At 40.6% G+C, this 22,749-nt stretch carries 21 protein-coding genes and 1 pseudogene; 8 read left to right on the forward strand and 14 right to left on the reverse strand.

What is annotated here, in order from left to right; genetic code table 11:
* Positions 1 to 11: 11 nt before the first annotated feature.
* The 7 genes from AC1DU2_RS27775 to AC1DU2_RS27805 form a co-directional block, all read right to left on the reverse strand.
* Positions 12 to 1,349 (reverse strand): oligosaccharide flippase family protein, encoded by a 1,338-nt coding sequence (locus tag AC1DU2_RS27775; protein WP_477388556.1) that lies wholly within the window; start codon positions 1,347 to 1,349, stop codon positions 12 to 14.
* Positions 1,350 to 1,360: 11 nt separating this feature from the next.
* A complete protein-coding gene (locus AC1DU2_RS27780; protein ID WP_477388558.1) occupies positions 1,361 to 1,975 on the reverse strand; it encodes an acyltransferase in 615 nt (204 codons plus the stop codon).
* A 9-nt stretch (positions 1,976 to 1,984) separates the two neighbouring features.
* Entirely contained in the window at positions 1,985 to 3,496 is a 1,512-nt protein-coding gene (locus tag AC1DU2_RS27785) for an O-antigen ligase family protein (RefSeq protein WP_477388560.1), read from the reverse strand.
* 213 nt (positions 3,497 to 3,709) lie between these two features.
* Positions 3,710 to 5,869, reverse strand: coding sequence for a GumC family protein (locus AC1DU2_RS27790; RefSeq protein ID WP_477358340.1), 2,160 nt, complete (start codon positions 5,867 to 5,869; stop codon positions 3,710 to 3,712).
* A 1-nt stretch (position 5,870) separates the two neighbouring features.
* Positions 5,871 to 6,551, reverse strand: a complete 681-nt coding sequence (locus AC1DU2_RS27795) for a TolC family protein (protein ID WP_477358342.1) — start codon at positions 6,549 to 6,551, stop codon at positions 5,871 to 5,873.
* 4 nt (positions 6,552 to 6,555) lie between these two features.
* Positions 6,556 to 7,641, reverse strand: a complete 1,086-nt coding sequence (locus AC1DU2_RS27800) for a sugar transferase (RefSeq protein WP_477358345.1) — start codon at positions 7,639 to 7,641, stop codon at positions 6,556 to 6,558.
* Positions 7,622 to 8,008 (reverse strand): response regulator, encoded by a 387-nt coding sequence (locus AC1DU2_RS27805; protein ID WP_477358347.1) that lies wholly within the window; start codon positions 8,006 to 8,008, stop codon positions 7,622 to 7,624. Before AC1DU2_RS27805 ends, AC1DU2_RS27800 begins: the two co-directional genes overlap by 20 nt.
* A gap of 815 nt (positions 8,009 to 8,823) precedes the next feature.
* Between AC1DU2_RS27805 and AC1DU2_RS27810 the strand changes: the two are divergent.
* Together AC1DU2_RS27810 and AC1DU2_RS27815 are read left to right on the forward strand one after the other, a co-directional pair.
* Positions 8,824 to 8,978 (forward strand): annotated as a pseudogene (locus tag AC1DU2_RS27810) (helix-turn-helix transcriptional regulator).
* A 96-nt stretch (positions 8,979 to 9,074) separates the two neighbouring features.
* On the forward strand, positions 9,075 to 9,614 hold the full coding sequence (locus AC1DU2_RS27815; RefSeq protein WP_477388562.1) for a DUF4199 domain-containing protein: 540 nt from the start codon (positions 9,075 to 9,077) through the stop codon (positions 9,612 to 9,614).
* A gap of 83 nt (positions 9,615 to 9,697) precedes the next feature.
* Here the strand turns inward: AC1DU2_RS27815 and AC1DU2_RS27820 are convergent, their stop codons facing one another.
* Positions 9,698 to 10,090 carry a VOC family protein gene (locus tag AC1DU2_RS27820; RefSeq protein ID WP_477388564.1) on the reverse strand — a complete coding sequence of 131 codons (393 nt, stop codon included), beginning with the start codon at positions 10,088 to 10,090 and terminating at the stop codon, positions 9,698 to 9,700.
* Between the two features lie 72 nt (positions 10,091 to 10,162).
* The gene (locus tag AC1DU2_RS27825; protein WP_477358355.1) at positions 10,163 to 10,552 is read right to left on the reverse strand and encodes a DoxX family protein; all 390 of its coding nucleotides are present in this window, start codon (positions 10,550 to 10,552) and stop codon (positions 10,163 to 10,165) included.
* Positions 10,553 to 10,940: 388 nt separating this feature from the next.
* On the opposite strand from AC1DU2_RS27825, the gene recQ reads away from it, so the two are divergent.
* Together recQ and AC1DU2_RS27835 are read left to right on the forward strand one after the other, a co-directional pair.
* Positions 10,941 to 13,133 (forward strand): DNA helicase RecQ, encoded by a 2,193-nt coding sequence (recQ, locus tag AC1DU2_RS27830; RefSeq protein WP_477388579.1) that lies wholly within the window; start codon positions 10,941 to 10,943, stop codon positions 13,131 to 13,133.
* A gap of 79 nt (positions 13,134 to 13,212) precedes the next feature.
* Entirely contained in the window at positions 13,213 to 14,046 is an 834-nt protein-coding gene (locus AC1DU2_RS27835; protein WP_477388566.1) for a hypothetical protein, read from the forward strand.
* On the opposite strand, the gene AC1DU2_RS27840 is transcribed toward AC1DU2_RS27835, so the two are convergent.
* The 3 genes from AC1DU2_RS27840 to AC1DU2_RS27850 form a co-directional block, all read right to left on the reverse strand.
* Positions 14,039 to 14,689 (reverse strand): carbohydrate-binding protein, encoded by a 651-nt coding sequence (locus AC1DU2_RS27840; protein ID WP_477388568.1) that lies wholly within the window; start codon positions 14,687 to 14,689, stop codon positions 14,039 to 14,041. The two genes, AC1DU2_RS27835 and AC1DU2_RS27840, sit on opposite strands and share 8 nt — an antisense overlap.
* Before the next feature lie 64 nt (positions 14,690 to 14,753).
* On the reverse strand, positions 14,754 to 16,655 hold the full coding sequence (locus tag AC1DU2_RS27845) for an OmpA family protein (protein WP_477388570.1): 1,902 nt from the start codon (positions 16,653 to 16,655) through the stop codon (positions 14,754 to 14,756).
* Between the two features lie 39 nt (positions 16,656 to 16,694).
* The gene (locus AC1DU2_RS27850) at positions 16,695 to 17,318 is read right to left on the reverse strand and encodes a 7-carboxy-7-deazaguanine synthase QueE (protein WP_477388572.1); all 624 of its coding nucleotides are present in this window, start codon (positions 17,316 to 17,318) and stop codon (positions 16,695 to 16,697) included.
* 215 nt (positions 17,319 to 17,533) lie between these two features.
* On the opposite strand from AC1DU2_RS27850, the gene AC1DU2_RS27855 reads away from it, so the two are divergent.
* The 3 genes from AC1DU2_RS27855 to AC1DU2_RS27865 are packed head-to-tail and all read left to right on the forward strand — an operon-like array spanning position 17,534 to position 19,360.
* Positions 17,534 to 18,298, forward strand: coding sequence for a hypothetical protein (locus AC1DU2_RS27855; RefSeq protein WP_477388574.1), 765 nt, complete (start codon positions 17,534 to 17,536; stop codon positions 18,296 to 18,298).
* A 22-nt stretch (positions 18,299 to 18,320) separates the two neighbouring features.
* Positions 18,321 to 19,019 carry a hypothetical protein gene (locus tag AC1DU2_RS27860; RefSeq protein ID WP_477358370.1) on the forward strand — a complete coding sequence of 233 codons (699 nt, stop codon included), beginning with the start codon at positions 18,321 to 18,323 and terminating at the stop codon, positions 19,017 to 19,019.
* A gap of 2 nt (positions 19,020 to 19,021) precedes the next feature.
* Positions 19,022 to 19,360, forward strand: a complete 339-nt coding sequence (locus AC1DU2_RS27865; RefSeq protein ID WP_477358372.1) for a Rieske (2Fe-2S) protein — start codon at positions 19,022 to 19,024, stop codon at positions 19,358 to 19,360.
* Positions 19,361 to 19,516: 156 nt separating this feature from the next.
* Here the strand turns inward: AC1DU2_RS27865 and AC1DU2_RS27870 are convergent, their stop codons facing one another.
* Both AC1DU2_RS27870 and lepA read right to left on the reverse strand, forming a co-directional pair.
* The gene (locus AC1DU2_RS27870) at positions 19,517 to 20,398 is read right to left on the reverse strand and encodes a bifunctional 5,10-methylenetetrahydrofolate dehydrogenase/5,10-methenyltetrahydrofolate cyclohydrolase (protein ID WP_477358374.1); all 882 of its coding nucleotides are present in this window, start codon (positions 20,396 to 20,398) and stop codon (positions 19,517 to 19,519) included.
* A gap of 102 nt (positions 20,399 to 20,500) precedes the next feature.
* Positions 20,501 to 22,288 carry a translation elongation factor 4 gene (lepA, locus tag AC1DU2_RS27875; RefSeq protein WP_477358376.1) on the reverse strand — a complete coding sequence of 596 codons (1,788 nt, stop codon included), beginning with the start codon at positions 22,286 to 22,288 and terminating at the stop codon, positions 20,501 to 20,503.
* Positions 22,289 to 22,376: 88 nt separating this feature from the next.
* Here lepA and AC1DU2_RS27880 point away from each other — a divergent pair.
* A partial coding sequence (locus tag AC1DU2_RS27880) for a fructosamine kinase family protein (protein ID WP_477388577.1) occupies positions 22,377 to 22,749 on the forward strand: 373 nt, incomplete at its 3' end.

Consider the following 22,749-nt stretch of genomic DNA (forward strand, 5'->3'; position numbering starts at 1 on the left):
AAATTGCTTGTTTATCTGTTCCTCATCTTTTTATATCCGGTGCTGATAAGTTGGTTCAGTTCAAGGTACCCTAAATAAAACATATCCCTAACAGAAAACTGTAAGTGCCTTTTTAGCGCCCAATAACCAAAAATGGCTCCCGAAAAGAAAGTAAAAATGGATGCTATAGCAACACCGTATAAACTGTGAAAAATGAATATACCTGTAAAATCGGCAACTACATTAACTGTCAGCATAATAAAAACCTTTATCATATTTAATTGGGGTTTCCCAATAATGTCCAAGGTTATCCCAAAAAATCTATCAATTGGAAGCAGCATTACAAAACACATAAATATACGGAAAATATTGCCTGCATCAGAGTGCTGATAACCGATGCCGAATAATAAACCGATAACAAAATCGGCTAATAAAAAGGATAGGACAGCTACAGGTATTAGTGCGAGGGTAAGCATTCCCGCATATTTTTTCATGATATACGATACCTGCTTTTTATCCTCGCGGTGTACCGCCGAAGACATCACAGGCAATGCTGTAGCAATAAAGGCCCTTAAAGGAATCTCAAATATCTCCATTAGCCTTTGCGGAATGTAATATACACCAAGCAAATTTGTGGGGAACATCATTTTAATAATAATTGTATCTGAACTGCGCAACAGGTATGAACTGATTGATGTGCCAACGCTATATTTGCCAAAATGGGYCATGTCTTTTATTGAAGCCCAGCTTCTGTTGCCCAGTGTTTTGATTTTTGACCATCCGATAAAAATGGTGAAMAGGCTGCTGATAACACTGCTTAGGCAGTAGCAATAAATTGAATTTTGTAAACTGATTTGGCGGAATACGATAAGCAGTAACACGAACAGGAAAAACCCGCCCTGGTTAATTAACTGTACTAAAAAAAGCCTGTCAAAACGCTGCTGGGCCTGTAGTATCCATATTGTTATTGTTGTTGGAAGCGAGCATAAGTAAACGATGCCAAGCCATTTTGTTATAAGAAACATGTTGGGGCTTGTGCCGGTATACGAAAGAATGAAAAATAATAACAGATTGCCCAAACCAAAAATGAGCACTATAACTAAACCAATGTACCAGGCAGATCCGGCTATATTGGATGCTCTTTCGATGTTGGCCCCGGCATAGTATTTTATGAGCGACGTTTGCAGAAAACCTGTTCTGAACGTATCGGCAAGGTTAAATACAACAAGGAAAAATATATAATCACCAAAGTCGCCTTTAGAGAGATGCCGCGCCATTACACCCAGTATGGCCATGCCCAAAACCGGCATAATTGCATTGCTTGCCAGGGAAAGTGTATGCTTATTGATAAGCTTTTTAATAAACGGCATGGTTTGTTTTGTTACGCCTTTTCCCAGCAATTTGTTGTGAAATTATATCTTTTTATGACTCTTGCCGGATTGCCTACCGCTACTGAATAATCAGGTATGTTTTTTGTAACAACACTGCCTGCACCTATTATTGCATGTTTGCCAATATTTACGCCCGCAGTAACTACGCAGTTGGCGCCAATCCATACGTTATCATTAATGATGATTTGCCTGGTTATCACTTTTTGTGCCCTGGGAGGGAGGCTTATATCTTCGTAACCATGGTTTAAGCCCGAAATAACAATGTTTTGCGCCAGCATTACATAATTGCCCATTGTAACCGGGCCAATAATAACGTTGCTGATGCCGATGCCGCAATTGCTGCCTATTATAACATCGCCTACGCCATTGTTGATGGTTGCAAAATCTTCGATAATACTTTTGCTGCCCAACGAGAATTTGTTAAACGGAAAAATATCCAGCCGTGCATAATACCTTACAATAGCCCCCTTGCCCCGCGGATAATAAAACGGCGTAATAAACCAGCGCACCCAACGCCGGGGCCTCGATTCGCCAGTTGGTATCAGCATCCAGTGGACTAACTTTTTTAACCTCGGGTTTGTTTTTATGGTGGTTACTATCGACATCGGCTCAATTCAATCGGTTAATGCTGTGGTTTCTGTATTATTACCCGTCGTTATGGCTTGTTGTTCAAGGTCTAACCGCATGCAGGCAACAATAATGGCAATAGATAAGTAAAAAATAATATTGGATGGGTATTGTACAATGGCCTGCTGCGGAAAATTGCCGATGTTAAAGGCGAATATAACCAGTACCATGGCCATACAATAGTTTTTGATTCTGGGGTTTTTTATCAGAAAAAAGGAGTTGATGCCATTTTTTAATACCACAAAAAACAGGGTACAGAATAAAAGAAGGCCTATCCAGCCCATCTCTACCGCCACCCGTACATATCCGCTATCGGGTGGGAATTTGGCAAGCATAGAGTTGGGGGAGAAACGGCGGCCCCAGATCCCGACCGATCCAAGCCCGCCACCTATCGGATGAGACAATATATATGGCTTTATTTTTTTTTGATTTTCGGCCCGCACATTATAGGATGCATCTTTGGATGGGCTAAAAGCAGACTGGAACCTTTTTATTGCCGGGTTTGATGTAGGCATTACAATCAAAAAAGCAAGCATTAAACCAGCCGTAACGGTTCCTATAAGTACCTTGCGGTTAAAATTCAGTACGGCCAAAATAAGTAACGATGCCGGTAATAAAACGTAGGCCGCCCTGGTTCCTGAATAAAGCAGAACCGTAAGAAAAAAAATGGCTATACATCCCAAAATTATTTTTTTGCGGATGTTAATATTACTCATGATAAGTGCAATACAAAGCAGCGCACCTATAACCATGTTATAGGAAAACGTAACGGGATCGGAAAAGATACCCGATTTGCGCATGTGCCCATTTATAAACAACAAACTTACCCGTTGGGGGTCAGAATAGAGCCATTTTTTTTCGAAAGATAAATAACCAAATTTTTCCTGTTGAAATGCCGAAACGGCGGCAATAATATCGAGCAGGAGCCACAGTTTAAACAAATATTTAATAAAGCTAACCGTACGTATATGATAAACAAACACAAAGTACATGAGCATGATAAAGCCAACCGTACGTACCGTATAAATCCAGGCCAGCACAGATGCAGCAGCTGGATTAGCTACCTCAATCATATTGTATGCAAGCCAAATTATAATTAATACACTAATAGGGTTTTTAAAATAACTCCAGTCGTTTTCGCTTTTTTGCTTAATAAAAAACCCCAGGATAAGCAAATAGGTAATAGCATCCAGCAAGGTGCCTATTGGCACCTGGGCAGGCAAAAATTCAGAAATGTAGCTAATAAAAAATGATGCAACTATTAGTATCGTTATCCCAAATTTTGGATAGGCAACAATGCCAACTAAAACGGGCAGGCCTATTACAATTGCCATGATAGCACCAGCGCCAATAATACCAAGTTTATACACCACAACGCTTACGAACAAAGCGGCCAGTACTAAAAATATAAGCACAAAAGGATTTGAAAACTTTTGGCGCAGCAGCCTTTCCCCAAATGTTTCGTTCACCTTAGTATTATTAGTTGTTTCGTGCTGCATTTGCTATGGCCAAAGGTTTACAAAAACAAAATTTTAATTGCCCATACAAACACGCCGATAAAGGCTATTGTGATTGCCGCTTTGCGCGACTTGTTTTGAAGCGGTGTTAAATCTTCAAAGGGCTCTCGCTTTGCTTCAATGGGATCTATTCTCATAATACTAAAGCTAAAATTACCCTGGTTGAAAATAAACCGGCAAATGCCTTATACAGGGTTATGTTCTCTTTTTATTTGCCGTTGTTTTATTAAGCACCCATCCGCCAAACTTGCTTCCCAACGTTTTTAAAAATGCCAGGTGAGGTTTTTGCGTGTTGGTCAGTTCTTTATTTGCCTCAAAAATGGCAATAGTTTTGTTGGCAAACAGTAACCATTCCTTTGATTTATTTAAGGCAGTTAACGGAGCTGTATCAATAATAATAATATCATATTTTGACCTTAAGTCGTCAAACCGGTTTTTAATAAAGGCTTCATCGGCAATTTCAAGCAGGGTAACATCGCTGCCATGGTTACCCAGGGTAGTAGCCACGCTGCTGTTTACATCTATACTGTTGTGCGGATTGTTTTTAAAATAATCCTCTAAAAACAGCAAAGGGTGTAGTGCATTTGTTAAATCCGGCCTGTCAAAATTTCCATCAATCAATAAAACCTTTTTATTGATCATAGCATAGGAGTATGCCAGGCTTGCCGCAAAAAGTGTTTTACCCTCATGCGGGCTTAAACTGGTAATAGCTACTATTTTTTCTCCGCGTAATTCCTGGTCAATCTCAAACCTTACAGATCGCAACAAATCCTTATATTGTTGCATTTTATCCCTGTTTTCAATATCCCAAAGTTTCCTGATATCCAGGTCGGTGCCAGGTATCCTGTTCAGGTAGCCCAGTAGTGGTAATTGGGTTTTATTTACAAGCTGGGCCGGCTCCTTTATGGTATTATCAAAATAAAACATCAGGAACAATATAAACACACAGCCAAAAAACGTTACCACAACGCTAATAACTATCAGCAGCATCTTTTTGGATGGCTGCGGGGCTTCGGGTTCGGCTTTCTCTACCTGTATCAGCTCGATGTTGAAATTCGACTTAAGGTTGGTAGCATTGTATTTATTCAACACGTCAAGGTATTCCTGGCTGGCAATGTTGATGTCAAAGTCGTAAGTTTTTACCTTGGCATCAAACGGCACCAGGCTTGCAAATTTGGCGTTCAGTTTGGCCAGTTCGGTATTGATAGATTGCAGGCCATATTTGGCCAGGTCGCGTGCTATTTCAAGGCCCAGTTTTTGCTTAACCAAGTCGTCTTTATGAGTAAGCGGATTGGTAATATATTGGTCTGATGAGACATTTATTTGAGCCGATAATGATTTTTGAAGCGAATCAAGAGCAGGCTTATATTTAGGATCGTAATTGCTGCGGATGTACCTGTTTTGAGTATTATGAAGTTCATCCTGGGTTACTGTAATAGCCTGGTTAATTTTGCTTGATACCGACTCAAAATATTTTCTGTCGCCGGGATCAAACCTGCTGTCAATCTTTTTTAGTGTCCCGTCATATGATGCAATTTCTTTTTCTGCATCCTGTTTTTTGTCATTATAGCTAATTATCTGGCTAAAGATGGCTCTTGACTGTTCTTCAAGGTTTATTATTCCGTTGTCTATTTTGTATTTTTGCAATTGTGCCGTTTTATCACGAAGGGCGTTTCTTTTTTGAACTAACAGCTCGGATAAAAATGAAACGGCATTGGATTGGTTTTTCTTTACGGCTTCTGAATAATAGTTGATAAATTGGGTACACAATATATTAACCACATCTGCAGATAATTCCGGGTTGGCCGAATTATAAGTTATAGTTATAAAATCGCTGTCTTCGTCCCGGTAAATAATCAGGTCCTTGCGCAAGGATTCGTCATCATATTTCATGGAATGCAGGAGGTCGTTCAAAATGCGCTCCTGTTTGTTATAAAGCAACAGGGGTTCAAAGTGGTTAAATTTGTACTCAAAAAGCTTTAGCGCGGCGTCGCGCTGGTATTCGGCCATTTCTGCAAGCATCTGGCTTGGTTTGCTATACGGGTAGGTAGGGTACTTTAAGTCATGTATTATTAGCGAGTAGGAAACCTGGCTCACTATCCGCTTAAGCTTCATGATGGCCATCAGGTTACTAAACTCGCTGAATGCCTGTTGGGTTTGGAGACTTGCGTTTGCATCTTTATCCAGCAGGTGCCGCGATGCATCAATTATACCCGTAGCAATTTGCGCATGCGAAATATAGGTATCGGGCAGTTTTTTAACTAAAAAGAAAGTACCTATACCTGTTATAAGTGGTATAAAAATGAGTACTAACCGGTATTTTTTTAATAGTTTTAAAAAAAAGCTTAACTCCATTTTACTTTACGTCTTCCAGTTTAATTCCTAATAGCTCTTCCAGGTTTGTTTTGGCGGTCCAGGTGGCCAATTCAGCCTGTAACATAAACGCATTTTGGTTGTAATATGCGTTCAATTGCTCGTTATAGATCTGGAATGTGGTTTCTCCCTTTTGAAATGCGTATTTAAGCTGTTTAACAGCAGTTCCTGCATCTGTTACCGCGCCCGAGCGAAGCCTCAATTCGGCCATAGCAGCCAAATACGCAAAATAATTTCTTTTTACCTGCGCTTCAAGACTAAGCATATATTCTGTTTGCTGGTATTGGGCTATTTTAAATGATTCGTTTGCAATATTGGTATTAGATGGGTTTCTAAGCAATTGGCCTATATTAAGCGTTAGGGCTAACTGATAGCCTTTAAATATGCTTGGCTTGGCCTGGTTAACTAGATTTTGCGGGCTGTAAATGTACGATGCCGTTAAGCCATCCACCCACGCAAATTTTGTTTGATTGTAAGTGCTGCGGGCTATTTTTACCTGGCTTTGCTTTGCCTTTACCTCCGGATAGTTCTTTTTAGCTGTCGCTATCAGTTTATCCAGGTATGTCATGTTTACAGTGTTTATAAAAGTCTCCTGGGCACATACCTGCCTGGAAAACAGTGTAATGGTTAACAAAAAGCAAGCAACTACTATATTTCTGTTCATTAATTTATACTTTTTCTTTTTGAAAGAGAGCGGGTACGGTACCTACAATAATCCGTAAATCTAACCAAATAGAATACTTTTGAGCATAAAAGTTATCCAATTTCTTTCTTTCTCTTTCAGACATATCTTCTTTGCCGCGTTTGCTAATCTGCCATAAGCCGGTAAGTCCCGCGGGGCCCAGGAACCTCATAGACCATTCGTTGGATGTAAGCATCTCGGCCTCATAAACAGGCAAAGGGCGATTACCTACTACAGACATATCGCCCCTGAGGATGTTGAAAAGCTGCGGAAGTTCGTCGAGACTGGAGTTGCGCAAAAAATTACCAAGCCTGGTAATACGCGGATCGTTTTTGATTTTTACAAAAGCTGCTTTACTGGCTCCGCCTTCGGTTGCGTACTGGTTGTTCTCGGTAGATAGTTTAGCCAATAGCTGATCGGCATCGGTGCGCATCGATCTGAACTTATAAAAATCAAACACTTTGTACCCTGTGCCAACCCTTTTGCTTTTATAAAATACCGGCCCTTTTGAATCTAACTTAATGGCTATGGCTACAAGCAGGTAAATGGGGGATAGGAAGAAAAGCATTGAGCCTGATATAACCAGGTCAATAACACGTTTTCCAAAAGGCATCTTATAAGTTGTATCAACTTCTTTTGATAACTCAAGCAGCTTCGGTTTTATCAGTTTAAAAGTTACCAGGAAGTTTAGCCTTTCGCGCAAATCATCAACAGAAAACGGAACACTGTAATAATCATGTACCCTTAATTGCAGCGCTTTTTGTTTGAGGGCTTTATCATTTTGGGTTGATAGCAAAACGATGATAGAGCCATTTAGTAAAAAGCTTCGTTTTATAGATTCTACCAGTGCAAAACATTTGCCTTCTTTATCAATCTCCATCAGGATGATATCCGGAACTGTTAAAATAGATTGCTCGCCCAGGTAAACATCAAGCTGAGTGATGGTATCATTACAAATGAGATTAAAGTTGCTAAGGCCGCTTAATATCTGGTCTTTTAATTCCAACCCTGCATAAGCGATCCTGATGTGCGAACCGGAATTTTCGTTCCAATCAGACGTTTGATGATTCATAAACTTGTAGAAGTTGGTTAATTGCTGACTTTAGTTCGTTTGGTTTGAAGGGTTTGTGCATGTAGCCGTCAATTTTAAAAGGCATTTTGCTTACCTGTTCATCCAGGTCATGTGCCGCAGACAACAACAACACCGGGATATCCCGGTAAAAACCACTTATTTTAACATTTTTGGCAAATGACTGCCCGTCAAAATAGGGCATCTGAAGGTCAGAAAGAATCAGGTCTGGAAAATGCCCTTCTTCCAGCCATCCAAATGCATCAATGCCGTTGTTTTTAACAACGCAATCATAATCTTTAGAAAGGATAAAACTGAGTAACTTTAGTATGCTTAAATCGTCATCGACAATCAGTAATGTTTTCTTCATATAGTTAATTTCGGGAATCTGGTAAAGCAGTTAAAACATATAAACTAATAATGATTTCGGGCAAAGGCCAGGCTTTAATTGTATTAAAATTCCTATATTTTTAATGGTTTTCAAAGTAATCGGGTGTACGTTAAAATGATGACGAGAGTTTTGTTTTTAGTGTAATTTCCTAAAAATCTTTACGCAGGTAACCAGTTTGTCCGCATTAAGTCAATTACTGTACCGAAAATACAGATAAAAATTTTACCTAAGGCACCAATAATGCTTTTATTTGCTAACAAGGCTTTTAGCTATTAATTAAGGCGTTAATATAGCTTTCGTTTAGGTTATTATAGCTGAATCCTATCTACAGTTGAGGAATATATTCCCATTTTGGGTAGATGCTTTTAATAAAGGGAAAAAAATACCTGATGTGTTGATATTTTTTAACCCTGTGCTATTTGATATTACATAGACATTGAACTGCTATTTTATATTTTTGAAGGGAATAACATGAAAAGCATTTGAACCGGTTTGCAAAAAATAAGTATATTATTATTTATGGGGGCTCGCTCGCCGTGCTGCTGTTTTTAATGCGGTGGCTGGAGTATCGTTTTATTATCATAGACCACGCCCTTGAGATTTATATTGGTGCCATAGCCATTATTTTTACATCGCTGGGTATCTGGCTGGCATTAAAGCTAAGTTCGCCAAAAGTAAAAACCATACAGGTTGAGAAGGAGGTTTACGTTTACCCAAGCGATAATTTTGTTTTAAACGAAACCGCATTAGCCGAACTCAATTTAAGCAAACGTGAAGTGGAAGTACTGCAATTAATGGCCAGCGGTTTAAGTAACCAGGAATTGCTGCCCGGTTGTTTGTTTCGTTAAATACCGTTAAAACCCACTCGTCAAATTTATTCTGGAAACTTGACGTTGAACGCCGTACCCAGGCTGTTGATAAAGCTAAAAAGCTGGGAATCATTGCCTGAAAAGCTGCTACTTTAGGGTGATTTGTTCGAAATCACCCTAAAGTATGACTGCTGCTTAATCACAAACCTTCAAATTTGTACCAAATATTTAAAACGATGAGAAAAAATGTAATCACTTTTGGGCTAATTGCAGGCGCCATAGTTTCCGCCCTGATGGGTGTGACTGTAACCATGTGTTATGCCGATGGAAAAACCCACGGCAACATGTACTTAGGGTACGCTACCATGCTCATCGCGTTCTCGATGATATTTGTAGCTGTTAAAAACTACAGGGATAAATATAACGGCGGCGAAATCACCTTTGGGAAGGGTTTTATGATAGGGCTATATATTTCGCTCATCGCATCTACCTTATACGTGGTTACCTGGCTAATCATCTACTATAAATTTATGCCCGATTTTATGGAAAAGTACGCAACCCATACACTCACCGAAGCCAGGGCCAGCGGTGCAAGTGCAAAAGAACTTAGCGAACAAGCCGCTAAAATGGATACCTATAAGCAAATGTACAAGAACCCTGTTTTTGTGGTGTTGTTTACTTATATGGAGATTTTGCCTGTAGGATTAATTGTAGCCGTTATTACCGCATTGGTACTAAAAAAGAAGCCCACAGATAATATATTGGCAGCCAGTTAAGCCGTAAGCCCGAAGTTAGTTTTACTTATGACTTCGGGCTTACGACTTCAGGCTATTTTAAGCTAATTTCCGGCTTTGTTTATTTAGCTTTTAGCTTCTTCAATAATCGACAGGATGTTACCCGCCGGGTCATTAAACCAGGCTATTACGGGACCGCCGGCTGTAAATATGCCTTTTTGATTGGTTTTGAAGTTTTCTTCGTTGTAAACAATAAATTTAACTCCGCGGGTTGTTAATTCATCTACAGCTTTTTCAACATCCGGTACCGGGAAGTTAAGTATGGTAAAGGTGGCTGGCTCATGATTAGGCTTGGGGTATAATACAATTGCGTTGCCGCCCAAAATTTCCAGGTGTAAAATGCCTGGCATCGAGACGTCTTCCTTTACTTCGAGGCCTAATGTTTTACCATAAAATTCCTTTGCTTTGGCAATGTCGTTTACCGAAAAACCACTGAATGCTTTGCTTTCTTTTAACATGATAATTTCCTTTTATTATAACAATTGACAACAGCGGATTTTGTTTCAACTTAAAACTAATCGCCCAATTGTTTATTTTGCTGTAAATAAAGGCGCGTACTTATCGCGTTGTGTATAAGCCAGGAATAATACACCTGCCAGCAGTGGTATAACCATAGTGAGCCCCGATGGCGACAAAAAGGCGTTCACTAAAACGATATTTATCATTACCGGGAATAAAACCACCAAAGCCAGGGCCACGTACCTGCCAAATAGTAAAAGCAGCGCGCAAACCAATTCGGTTATTTTTATAAACAACATTAAATAACCCGAGGCTTCCAATCCGTCGTTAAAAACTTTCATATTGCCTGTTACAGGGGGCATAGCAAATGCATGAAAGTAAACCATGGCAAAATAGGTTACAGATGCAAACAAAAACATCAGGGCTACAAGTGTGCGTACAATAATTACAGCAATTTTCATAAAATTTTGGTTTTGGTGTGGTTGGTTTTTATTGAGTTGTGTATATCTACAGGTTATAACAGAAATATTTTGTTACCGGCCGTTAGCAAAAAAGGAAATCCCCAGGATCAAACTATCAGCTTAATGGTTTTTTGCTCACACGCTGTTACGGAAATTTAAATTTGGTTTTGCAGTAACAAAAATAGATAATAATCTGTTATTTATCACTCAAATAAAACTAAACGATAGCAGGTTAAATTTGCCAAGGATTAAAATGGATTAGGTAAAAAAAATGTTTTTCACTTAATAATCATATTTGATTAAAATTAAAAAGTAAATCCCTCGTTTATTCATAAATTTTTGTTACTTTAAACTTTTAAATCGGACTTTAAGATTATTTAAGATAATGATAGAAACTAAGAAGTCGCTATTTGATAACCTTCAGAATTTTTTCGGATTCGACAACTTTAAGGGGGAGCAGGAAGCGATAATCACTAATATCCTGGCGGGTAATGATACTTTTGTAATTATGCCTACAGGTGGTGGTAAATCCATGTGTTATCAGTTACCGGCGCTAATGAGCGATGGTACTGCAATTGTAATTTCGCCATTGATTGCCCTGATGAAAAACCAGGTAGATCAGTTAAGGGCCTTCGGAGGCTCAGATAGTATAGCTCATTTTTTGAATTCGTCGCTCACCAAAGCAGATATTGGCCGGGTTAAAGAAGACGTGTTGGCCGGCAAAACCAAGCTGTTGTATGTAGCTCCTGAATCATTAACCAAACAGGAAAATATTGATTTTTTACGCCTTAACCAGGTATCATTTGTTGCGGTAGATGAAGCGCACTGTATCTCGGAGTGGGGACACGATTTTCGCCCCGAATACCGCAAGATAAGGCAGGTGATCAGTAATATTGGCGATAATATACCAATCATTGCGTTGACGGCTACAGCAACACCAAAAGTTCAGCAGGACATCCAAAAAAACCTGCAAATGAACAATGCAACCATTTACAAATCATCGTTCAACCGGTCAAACCTTTTTTACGAAGTACGTGCCAAGCGTAACGTGATTAAAGAGATTGTAAAGTTTGTAAAACAAAACCAGGGTAAATCGGGCATTATTTATTGCCTCAGCCGCAAAAAGGTTGAAGAGGTTGCCGAAGCCCTTAACCTGAACGGTGTTAAAGCCCTGCCATATCATGCCGGGTTAGACCCCAAGGTGCGCGCCGATACACAGGATAAATTCCTGATGGAAGATGTTGACGTTATTGTGGCTACCATCGCCTTCGGGATGGGGATTGACAAACCGGATGTCAGGTATGTAATTCACCACGATGTGCCTAAGAGCATGGAGGGCTATTACCAGGAAACCGGTAGGGCAGGCCGTGATGGCGGCGAGGGTGTTTGCGTTGCTTTTTATTCGGAAAAAGATATTGACAAGCTGCAAAAATTCATGAAGGACAAACCTGTTGCCGAACGCGAGATTGGTACACAGATATTGAAGGAAGTTATTGACTATTGCGAGTCGTCGGTTTGCCGCCGTAAGCAGTTATTGCATTATTTTGGCGAGAACTTTAACGAGGCCGGCTGTAATAACATGTGCGATAATTGCTGTGGCCACAAAGATCATTTTGATGGCGAAGAACATTTGCATAAAGCCCTGAGCCTGATTAAACACATTGGCGAGAAGTTTGACGATCATTACATCATCAGCATACTGATGGGTGAGGATAACGCGCAAATTAAAAATTACGAGCACGATGCCCTTGATTACTTTGGGTCGGGCAAGGAGCAGGGTAAAAACCTGTGGAATTCGTTGTTGCGCCAGGCATTACTCAGTAACTATTTATCAAAAGATATTGACCAATATGGTTTACTCCGGTTAACCAAGCTGGGTAATTCGTTTATTGAGAACCCGCACAGCATCCGTTTTGTGATGAACCATGTGATAGAGGGGACAGATGACGATGATGAAGCAGACGGCCCTAAACAAGGCGGTGGCGCCCTGGATACCCAGTTGCTGCAAATGCTGAAAGATCTGCGTAAAAAGCTGGCCAAACAAAAAGGATTGCCTCCGTTTGTTATTTTCCAGGATCCGTCGCTGGAGGAAATGTGTACACACTATCCGGTGAATACCGAGGAACTGAAACAAATTTCGGGAGTGGGCGCCGGTAAGGCTTTGAAGTTTGGTAAACCGTTTACCGACCTTATTCAGAAATATGTAGACGATAATGACATTGACCGCCCTGTAGATATGGTAATTAAAAGTGCCGCCAACAAATCGGCCCTTAAGGTTTTCATTATTCAGAACATCGATCGTCATTTAAACCTGGATGACATTGCAGCCTCAAAAGGACTTACCTACGAAGAGATATTGAAAGAAGTTGAAACCATAGTTAACTCGGGTACCAAACTTAATCTTAACTATTATATTGATGAGGTGATTGATGAGGATAAGCAGGAAGAGGTATTTGATTACTTCCGCACCGCCGAAGCCGACTCGATAGATGATGCCCTTGCCGAATTAGGTAACGATGATTATACCCGTGAAGAAGTACAATTGATGAGGATTAAGTTCCTATCCGAAATGGGGAACTAACATAAAACGATATAGGTAAAAAAGGGAAGCAATCATTGTTTCCCTTTTTTATTGGCCAAAAACCTTAATTTTAAATCAATTGGCAAAAGCTTTAAAACTGATAGCGATATTTTTGATTTTTGGAATATTAACGCTGTTCACTCAAATAGGTGGGGTTGTGTACCTGTTGTCGTTTTTAACGCATGCCTTTATTAAAAAGAAATTTGTTAACCGTTATGCCATATTTGCTATCGAAACTGCTGCGTTCCTGTTTTTTTATGTTGCATGCACATTTTTAATTGTACCACCGTTGGCTAAGTTATTGGGGCGGGTGCCGCTGCCGATGACAAAGACCAATAACCTGCAACCGCTCAATATCCTGACATGTATTTTTAATCGTAACTATGTGCGGCCACAGCTAAAAGACGTTGCTTTTGATGTCGCCAAGCAAATGAATGAAAGATATCCCGGTACGGTTATAAATTATTTGGATGCCAGTTTTCCTTTTATTAATAAGTTTCCGTTATGTCCCCACCTAAGTCACAACGATGGCAAAAAGCTTGATTTTGCCTTTTGTTACCTCGATAGCAAAACATCAAAAGCTACAAACCTTGCGCCATCACCCATTGGCTATGGTATTAGCGAAACCCCGCAGCCCGATGAAATAAATACGGCTGCTTTTTGCAGCGAACAGGGTTATTGGCAATATAGTTTCCTGATGAAGATCGTCCCTCAAAAAAACAAAGCGAATTTTATATTTGATGGCAACCGTAMCAAAAATTTGGTTGAAATACTTGCCTCTGAAAAATCAATAGGTAAAATATTCATTGAACCCCATTTAAAGACAAGGCTAAAGTTAACAACCCCCAAAATAAGGTTTCATGGATGCAGGGCCGTAAGGCATGATGATCATATTCATGTGCAGCTTATCTAAAATCAAGATAATCCAGGTTCATGTTACCATTAGCAACAATGTGAAGCTTTAGCACATGTACACCTTTGGTTAAAGTTATTGAGCCTATGGAGTTTGATCCATTCCAATGATGCCATTGCCGCCACGAAGTGGTATCCTGATCATCGTGGGTTGATGCTATTTTCATGGGCCCGGTGGCATCTTTACTATCAACATCTATAGAGATAGCACCATCGCCATTTGATGTATATAAGACGCCGATAGCATAAGTTCCTGATTTGGTTACATTAACGGTGTAGTTGATCCATTCGCCGGGTTGTGTCCAACCAACATAAAATTTGTTCATGTCGCGTGGTACCTTGTTGTACGGATTATCGTCAATATGGTCATGAGCTTTGGTGTACGATATATCAACACCTTCTTTCATCCTGAACTCATTTAAAAAAGTTCCGTTGGCAGGGTTAAGCTTGCCGCTGCCGTTATTGGTGCTGTCGCTGTCATGATAGGCTACGCCCTCGCCGCCGATATTATAAAATTCACACTCCAGCCTGCCAGGTAGTTGCTGCATTTTATTTTGCCAGGGTTTGCCGGCATCAGGCGATTGAAATGTAGCGGCACAGCAAAAAAACGCTATACCGAATAAGGACAATAAAATGGTTTTCATTTTTGAGGTTATAGTTAGTTGGCCTAAGGTACCAAAATCAACATAGGATTAAACAACAACCGTTTTATTTCGCAATAATCATGAACTCTGTACGCCTGTTTTTGGCTCTGTTTTCGTCGGTGGTATTTGGCGCAATAGGCTGGGTTTCGCCGTAGCCTTTATAAACAAGGCGGGCAGCCGGTATGCCGTTGGTAACAAGATATTGATAGACTGATTTCGCCCGGTTTTCTGATAGTGTTTGATTAAACTGAACAGCGCCAACGTTATCTGTATGGCCTGATATTTCGATATGAACAGTTGGGTTTACATTTAAGAATTCAACAAGCTTTAGTAACTCTGCTTTTGATTCGGCCTGCAGGTCGAACTTATTTGTATCAAAGAAAATATTTTTCAGAATTACCTTATTGCCAACTTCGATGGGGGATAATAGGGCTTTAATATGAAAAGGTTTTTGCTCTTTGTAACCAACCAGCGAGAAATTATCTGAATAAAACAAATAGCCGCTTTTTGAAATATTAAGTCCATAGTTTTTACCCGATGTTATGGTAGCCAAAAAGTCGCCCTCGTTGGCATTGCTGTAATCCTGGTAAACCGGCGTATTGTTTTGCAGATCGATGATCTCAACGGCGGCTTCCAGCGGCTCATGGGTTTTTATATCATTTACGTTGCCTTTTACATAAGTTACAATATGAGGCCTTAAGCTTGCGGGGAGTTCAAAAGTATAAATGTCATACCCTCCAAAACCATTGAGGTTATCTGAAGCAAAAAAGGCGTAGTTACCGTAAGCAGTAAGTGTAAGGCCGTTTTCATCGCCATTGGTATTAATAGGATAGCCCAGGTTTTGAGGCTTTTGCCATTTGCCGTCTTTGCCGAGCCTGCTTACAAACAAATCTTTGTTGCCTAAGCCCGGCCAGCCATTTGAGCAAAAATAAAAGGTACTGTCGTCGGCATGAATAAACGGCGATTGCTCATCATAGGAGGTATTGATATTTGGCCCCATATTCTCGGGCTCGCCCCAGCCTTTATCTGTTAGCGACGATTTCCATATGTCGTAGCCTCCGTAGCCACCTTTTTTATTGCTAACAAAATATAACGTACGTCCATCGGCACTAATGGATGGCTGTGATTCCCAGCCCGGGGTATTTATCGGCGGGCTCAGGTCAAAAGGTTTGCCCCAGTCATCGCCCCTTTTTTGTGCAATATAAATATCACAGCGGCCACGGCCATCCGGGCGGTTACAGCCGGTAAAAAAAAGGTATTTACCATCCTGCGATATGGATTGCGCGCCTTCATTGTATTGGTCGGTGTTAATGCGGTTGCTCAGGTAGGTGGCCGTATCCCATTTACCTTTTACTTTCAGGCTTTTATAAAAATCTTCGTTTTTATTTATCTTACGGGTAAAAATGAGCATACTTTCATCGGCCGTTGCCACCGGCAGGTACTCATCATCGGCTGTATTGATATTGGCGCCCATGTTAATCGGCTTAAATGGCACCGGGTGCTGTAAAGCCAGGATGCTAAAWTTTGTATCGGCTATAAGTTTTTGGGCCAACGCATTATTCTGAGGCGTTAAATCGGGATAGGTGAGATATTTTTCGAGGTGTTGTTGTGCCTGAAGGTATTTAGCTTCAAAAATTTCCGTTTCGCCAATTCGCAGGTAAATGGAGCGATTAAATTCAGGATTTAACTGGATAACTTTAAGGTATTCATCAATTGCCTGTTTATAAAGGTGCCGCATTTTTAATACGTCGGCAAGCTGGGCATGGGCCTCAACAAACTTCGAATCTTCGGCGATTGCCTTTTGCAGGTTTTCGATAGCATCATCGTAGTAATGCTCATCAAGGTTTTGACCGGCCTGGGCAAAATATTTTATTGCCTCACTGTTTTTGGTAGAATATTGCCTTTGCTGAGACCATGCAGTAACAGAAAAGAATAAAAACAGGGCAAAGACGATTACAACTCTCATCTGCTACAATACGATAATTTATATTGTAAGTTACAAATATTACGGAATATTCAGGTATTTATGCGTTTGCAACGAAATTTCCCATTGGGGATTGTTCATCACATAATCAACAATAAGCGGGGTCATTTCTTTTGATTTTGACCACTCGGGTTGCAAATACAGTTTGCAATCGGGCGATACCATTTTGGCGTGATACTCGGCCCATTCAAAATCCGATTTATTAAATACTATTACCTTCAACTCATGAGCATGTTCGGCAACCTGCGGTGTTGGTGCTTTGAACTTTTTTGGCGACAGGCAAATCCAATCCCAATCGCCTGATAGCGGATATGCACCGGATGTTTCAATAAAAGTTTTTATACCCCGGTCATGTAACTGGCTGGTTAAATAATCAAGGTTATAAATCAACGGCTCGCCACCGGTTACCACAACTGCCTTTGAAGGATGTACGGATGCGTTGGCAACAATCTGATCGGCAGCGGTAAGCGGATGTAGTTCGGCATCCCAGCTTTCTTTTACATCGCACCAATGGCAGCCAACATCGCAGCCGCCAAGGCGGATAAAATAAGCGGCCTTGCCGGTGTTGTATCCTTCGCCCTGTATTGTATAAAACTCTTCCATTAAAGGAAGCAGCGTGCCATCATCTGGAATTTGGTGTGCCATAATATTTTGCAAAAGTACCTAAATAAGCCGAAAGCGTGAAGCTGAATGGTAAACGCAGGGTAAAACGTTTATGCGTTTTGCACACCCGGCATACGGTTGTTAGTACTTATTGTCAAATAAACAATATTTAAGTGCCTGTATAACTGTAAATAATAAGTTTTGAATCGTAATTTAGCGTCATGAAATCATAATTAATTTGTAAAACAATTGTCGCCATGAAAAAACTGTACGTTCCAATTATCTTTTTGGCTTTGTTATGTTTTAGTTCATGCGTTGATATTGAAGAGCATTATGACTTTAAAAGCGACGGCAGCTGTAACGTTGCGTATGGCTTCGACATGAGCAAGGCTGTTTCGGTGTTGGTAAACCTGGTATCCGATTCATTGAAACAAACCCCTCAGTTCAGTTTAGTTAAGGATACCACACTCAATTTTTACAATGCTATGCCCGATAGCACGCAGCAAAAAATGAATGCTGCCGAAATTGAACTGGCAAAAAGCAGCGACCTTACTGTAAATATGAACCTGAAGAAAAGCATTATGAAGGTTGCAATCAACCATAAAGCCAAAGATGCTGCCGACCTTAAATATTACCTTCAAAACGTATCTAAAATAGCCCTGAATAGTCAAATCAGCGCCTTGTCAACCGGGCAGAACAATAGTAAAACCCTTGATGCTAAACAAATGGTTGCCGGGCAGGACTATTACTCCTATGAGATAACGCCGCACCGGTTTTACCGCATAGTTGATAAGATAAAGTTTAACGCGTTTTTAAAGAAAACAAAATCAACTTTTATGATGGCTAAAGCCATGCTGATAGATATGCCCTACAAGGTGGTGTTAAATTTTGCCAAACCGATAAAAAAACTCAATAACCCTAGAGCCGTACTCTCGGCCGACAGGCGAAGCATTACGCTGGTAACTAATATGGACGAGGTAATTAAAAACCCTTCGGTCATGAATTTGAAGATCGATTTTTAAGATCAAATACTCATGTCCACTGATGAAATCTGAACTCGACTTACTTATTGAAATACTGGAAGCGGAGAAACTGTCACTCGAATCACATATAAAACAAGATATTAAGGAACATGAATATTTGAATGTACATCACTATGGCCAGGCATTAATTAAAGTTAATAGCCAGTTATTTATGCTCAATTGTTTTAAAGACCCTTTTTATGAAAGAGAGAACCGTCTTGAAAGAATGCAGAATTTTTACACCAGAGACGAAGATATTTATTTAAAGTCTTTTTGGGAAGAAAGGCTTCTTGCGGAAAAAGAAGAAATTCTGCAATTAAGGCGCAAGTCAAATACTTATTTTAATGATACTCAAAATATTGATGACGCCCTTTTTAATTTACGAGATGGCAAGTTTGCTAAATTGAGGTTGAATTTTTCTCACAGGGGAGAACCGTTTTATCTTGATTTTGAGATGGGGCCGGAAAAAATATTAAATATCTCTACGAAAGCAAGTAATCTTGTAGACGGGGATGATCCGGACGATCTTGAATCAAATCAACTTCATTTATTCAGGAATTTAGGGTTTAAGTTAAGTGAGGAGAACGATCTGTTGGTTTATCGATATGATATGTACGACGCGAAAGATACGATAGCCATTAAAACAATGTTATCCAGAATTGTATATGATATTGGTTATTATGGTGATGAACGGCAAGCTAAACTGGAATATTTTGAATAACTATGAACTGGTATAAAATTGCCGAAATAAAAAATACTCCTGAACCATTCATCAAAAAAGTTAAAGCCGGAAATAGAAGCATTTGCCTGGTGGGCTTTGAGGGCAAGATTTACGCAACTGCAATTGACTGCCCGCATGCCGGGTTTGACCTAAGCCAGGGTTTGTGCGTTAAAGGGAAGATAGTTTGCCCTTATCATCGTTACACCTATAACCTAACTACCGGCAAGGGCGGGGAGGGCCAGAATGACTTTTTGGAAACCTATACTGTAGATATAAGGGGCGACGATATCTACGTTGGTATTAATTCCTTTTGGGATAAGGTGAAGCAGGCGTTTAAGTGATAGGTTGATTAAGTTGGATTGAGTTGAATAAGTTGGATACGGTATTTAGACTAAGTGAGATATTATTACGGCTTACTTAATCTAACCTAATCAACTCAATCCAACTTATTCAACTCAATCTAACTTAGTCAATCTAACTTACTCAACCCAATCAAACTAACTATACACTTCTTTATTGGCCGAAGCTAAAGTGTTTTTCAGTAGCCCGATAATGGTCATTAAGCCAACACCACCTGGTACAGGAGTGATCCACGAGGCTTTAGGAGCTACATTTTCAAAATCAACGTCGCCATAAAGTTTAAAGCCCGATTTGGTTAGGGCTGATGTTTCACGGTTCATGCCTACATCAATAACTACAACGCCATCTTTTACCATATCGGCAGTAATGAAATTCTTTTTGCCGATGGCTACAATTAAAATGTCGGCATCTAACGTAAATTTTTTAATATCCGGGGTACGGCTATGGCAAATGGTTACTGTGCAATTGCCGGGAGTAGTATTCCGCGCCATTAAGATACTCATAGGCGAGCCAACTATGTTACTACGGCCCACAACCACACAATGCTTACCGGCGGTTTCAATACCATATTCTTTCAGCATTAATGTGATGCCATACGGTGTAGCCGGGATAAATGATGGCAGGTTGCGCTGCATCCGACCCAGATTCACCGGGTGAAATCCATCCACATCTTTCCTGTGGTCGATACGTTCTGTTACTTTCTCGGGATCAATGTGTTTAGGTAATGGGAGTTGCACAATAATGCCATCTATATCGGCATCAGCATTTAATTCTTCGACTTTTTTTAACAACTCATCTTCGGTAACCGTATCCTCAAAGCGCACCAGGGTTGATTTAAAACCAACCTTTTCGCAATTTTTAATTTTACTGGCTACATAAGTTTCGCTGCCACCATCGTGGCCAACCAAAACAGCAACTAAATGTGGCTGCCTGCCAGTTTCGGCCAAAATTTTTGCTGCCGCTTCGGCAATTTCAACCTTAAGTTTTTCTGATACGTATTTTCCGTCGAGAAGTCTCATGTATAGCCCCCTAACCCCCTAAAGGGGGAACGATAGTGTATAATTTATGTTATTAGCCAACCTTGCTTATCAAAAAGCTCCCCCTTCAGGGGGCTGGGGGGCTTAATCGAGTTTCAAAACCGCCATAAATGCCGATTGTGGTATCTCTACGTTACCTACCTGGCGCATGCGTTTTTTACCTTTTTTCTGTTTTTCCAATAATTTACGTTTACGGGAAATATCACCGCCGTAACATTTGGCGGTAACATCTTTACGCAAAGCTTTTACCGTTTCGCGGGCGATAATCTTGGCGCCTATAGAGGCTTGTACAATAATCTCAAACTGCTGGCGGGGAATAAGCTCTTTCAGTTTCTCGCAAATCTTTTTACCAAAGTCGTACGAGTTGCCCCTGAATATCAATGACGACAAAGCATCAACCGGCTCGGCATTTAAACGGATATCCAAACGCACTAAATCAGATCGGCGGTAACCTATCTGGTGGTAGTCAAACGAGGCATAGCCTTTTGATATGGTTTTCAGTTTATCGTAAAAGTCAAATACAATTTCGCCCATTGGCAATTCAAATATTAACTCAACGCGGTCTGAAGTTAAATACGATTGATTGACGATCGAGCCACGTTTTTGGATACAAAGCGACATTACCGGCCCAACGTAGTCGGATTTGGTGATAATGGTAGCTTTAATGTATGGCTCCTCAACATAATCAATTCTGCTTGGATCGGGCAAGTCTGATGGGTTGTTTACAATAATAGGATCGCCTTTTGTTGTGTAAGCGATATAGGATACGTTGGGAACAGTGGTGATCACCGTCATATCAAATTCGCGCTCCAACCGCTCCTGGATAATCTCCATGTGCAGCATGCCGAGGAAGCCGCAACGGAAACCGAAACCTAAAGCTGCCGATGATTCCGGTTCAAAAACCAATGATGCATCGTTTAACTGCAGTTTGGCCATTGATTCGCGCAATTCTTCGTACTCGTCGGTATCAACAGGATAAATACCGGCAAAAACCATTGGTTTTACTTCTTCAAAACCCTGGATACCGCTTTCGCACGGGCGGTCAACCCGGGTTATGGTATCGCCAACTTTAACTTCTCGTGCTTCTTTAATACCAGATATGATATAACCTACGTCGCCCGTTTTGATAACATCGCGGGGCGATTGCTTCAGCTTTAATGTACCAACCTCGTCGGCAATATATTGCTTTTCGGTAGCAAAGAATTTTACTTTATCGTTTTTGCGGATCTCGCCGTTTACTACTTTGAAGTAAGCAACAATACCACGGAAAGAGTTATAAACCGAATCGAAGATCAAAGCCTGCAAAGGAGCTTCAGGATCGCCGACAGGGGCGGGGACGCGTTCGACAATGGCACGTAAAATATCGTGTACGCCCATACCGGTTTTACCCGATGCTGCCAAAATCTCTTCGCGTTTGCAACCTATTAACTCAACAATCTGGTCTTTAACCTCCTCGGGCATAGCGCCGGGAAGATCCATTTTATTGAGTACCGGGATAATCTCCAGGTCGTTTTCCAACGCAAGGTACAAGTTGGATATGGTTTGAGCCTGAATGCCTTGTGCCGCATCAACAATAAGTAAAGCGCCCTCGCAGGCAGCTATAGAACGTGATACTTCGTATGAAAAATCTACGTGGCCGGGGGTATCTATCAGGTTAAGGATATATTTTTGCCCGTTAAGCTCATAATCCATCTGGATGGCATGGCTTTTTATAGTAATTCCCCGCTCGCGTTCCAAATCCATATCGTCAAGCAATTGTGCCTGCGATTCGCGTTGGGTTATAGTGTTAGTGTATTCTAATAACCTATCGGCAAGTGTGCTTTTGCCGTGGTCGATGTGCGCGATGATACAAAAATTACGAATATGCTCCATTGAACCGCAAAAATAACTTTTTAAACCGATAATTGCATACGGCTAATAAATTAACTGTTTATCCTGATAAATTAATTATCCTGAAATAATGTCTGTTGCAAAGAAACTTATTAACGATATTGAAACGAAGCTGGGCGTAGTCATTACAAATGTTAGCCCGGTTAGCGGTGGTAGTATCAACCATGTCTACCATCTGCAAACAGTTAAAGAAAGTTATTTGTTAAAAGTAAATGACCGTTTTAATTTCCCCGGCATGTTTAATCTTGAAGCACAAGGCCTGGAAACTATCCGCAGTACCCAAACTATAGCTGTGCCGAAAGTCCTGTTACAAGGCGAGACGGATACGGAAAGCTATTTATTAATGGAATGGATAGCACCCGGGCATACTACGCAAAAGGCATCGGAGGCGCTGGGCGAGCAACTTGCCCAAATGCACAGGCATACATCTCATAGTTTTGGGT

This window comes from Mucilaginibacter sp. P4_C11, assembly GCF_056402115.1.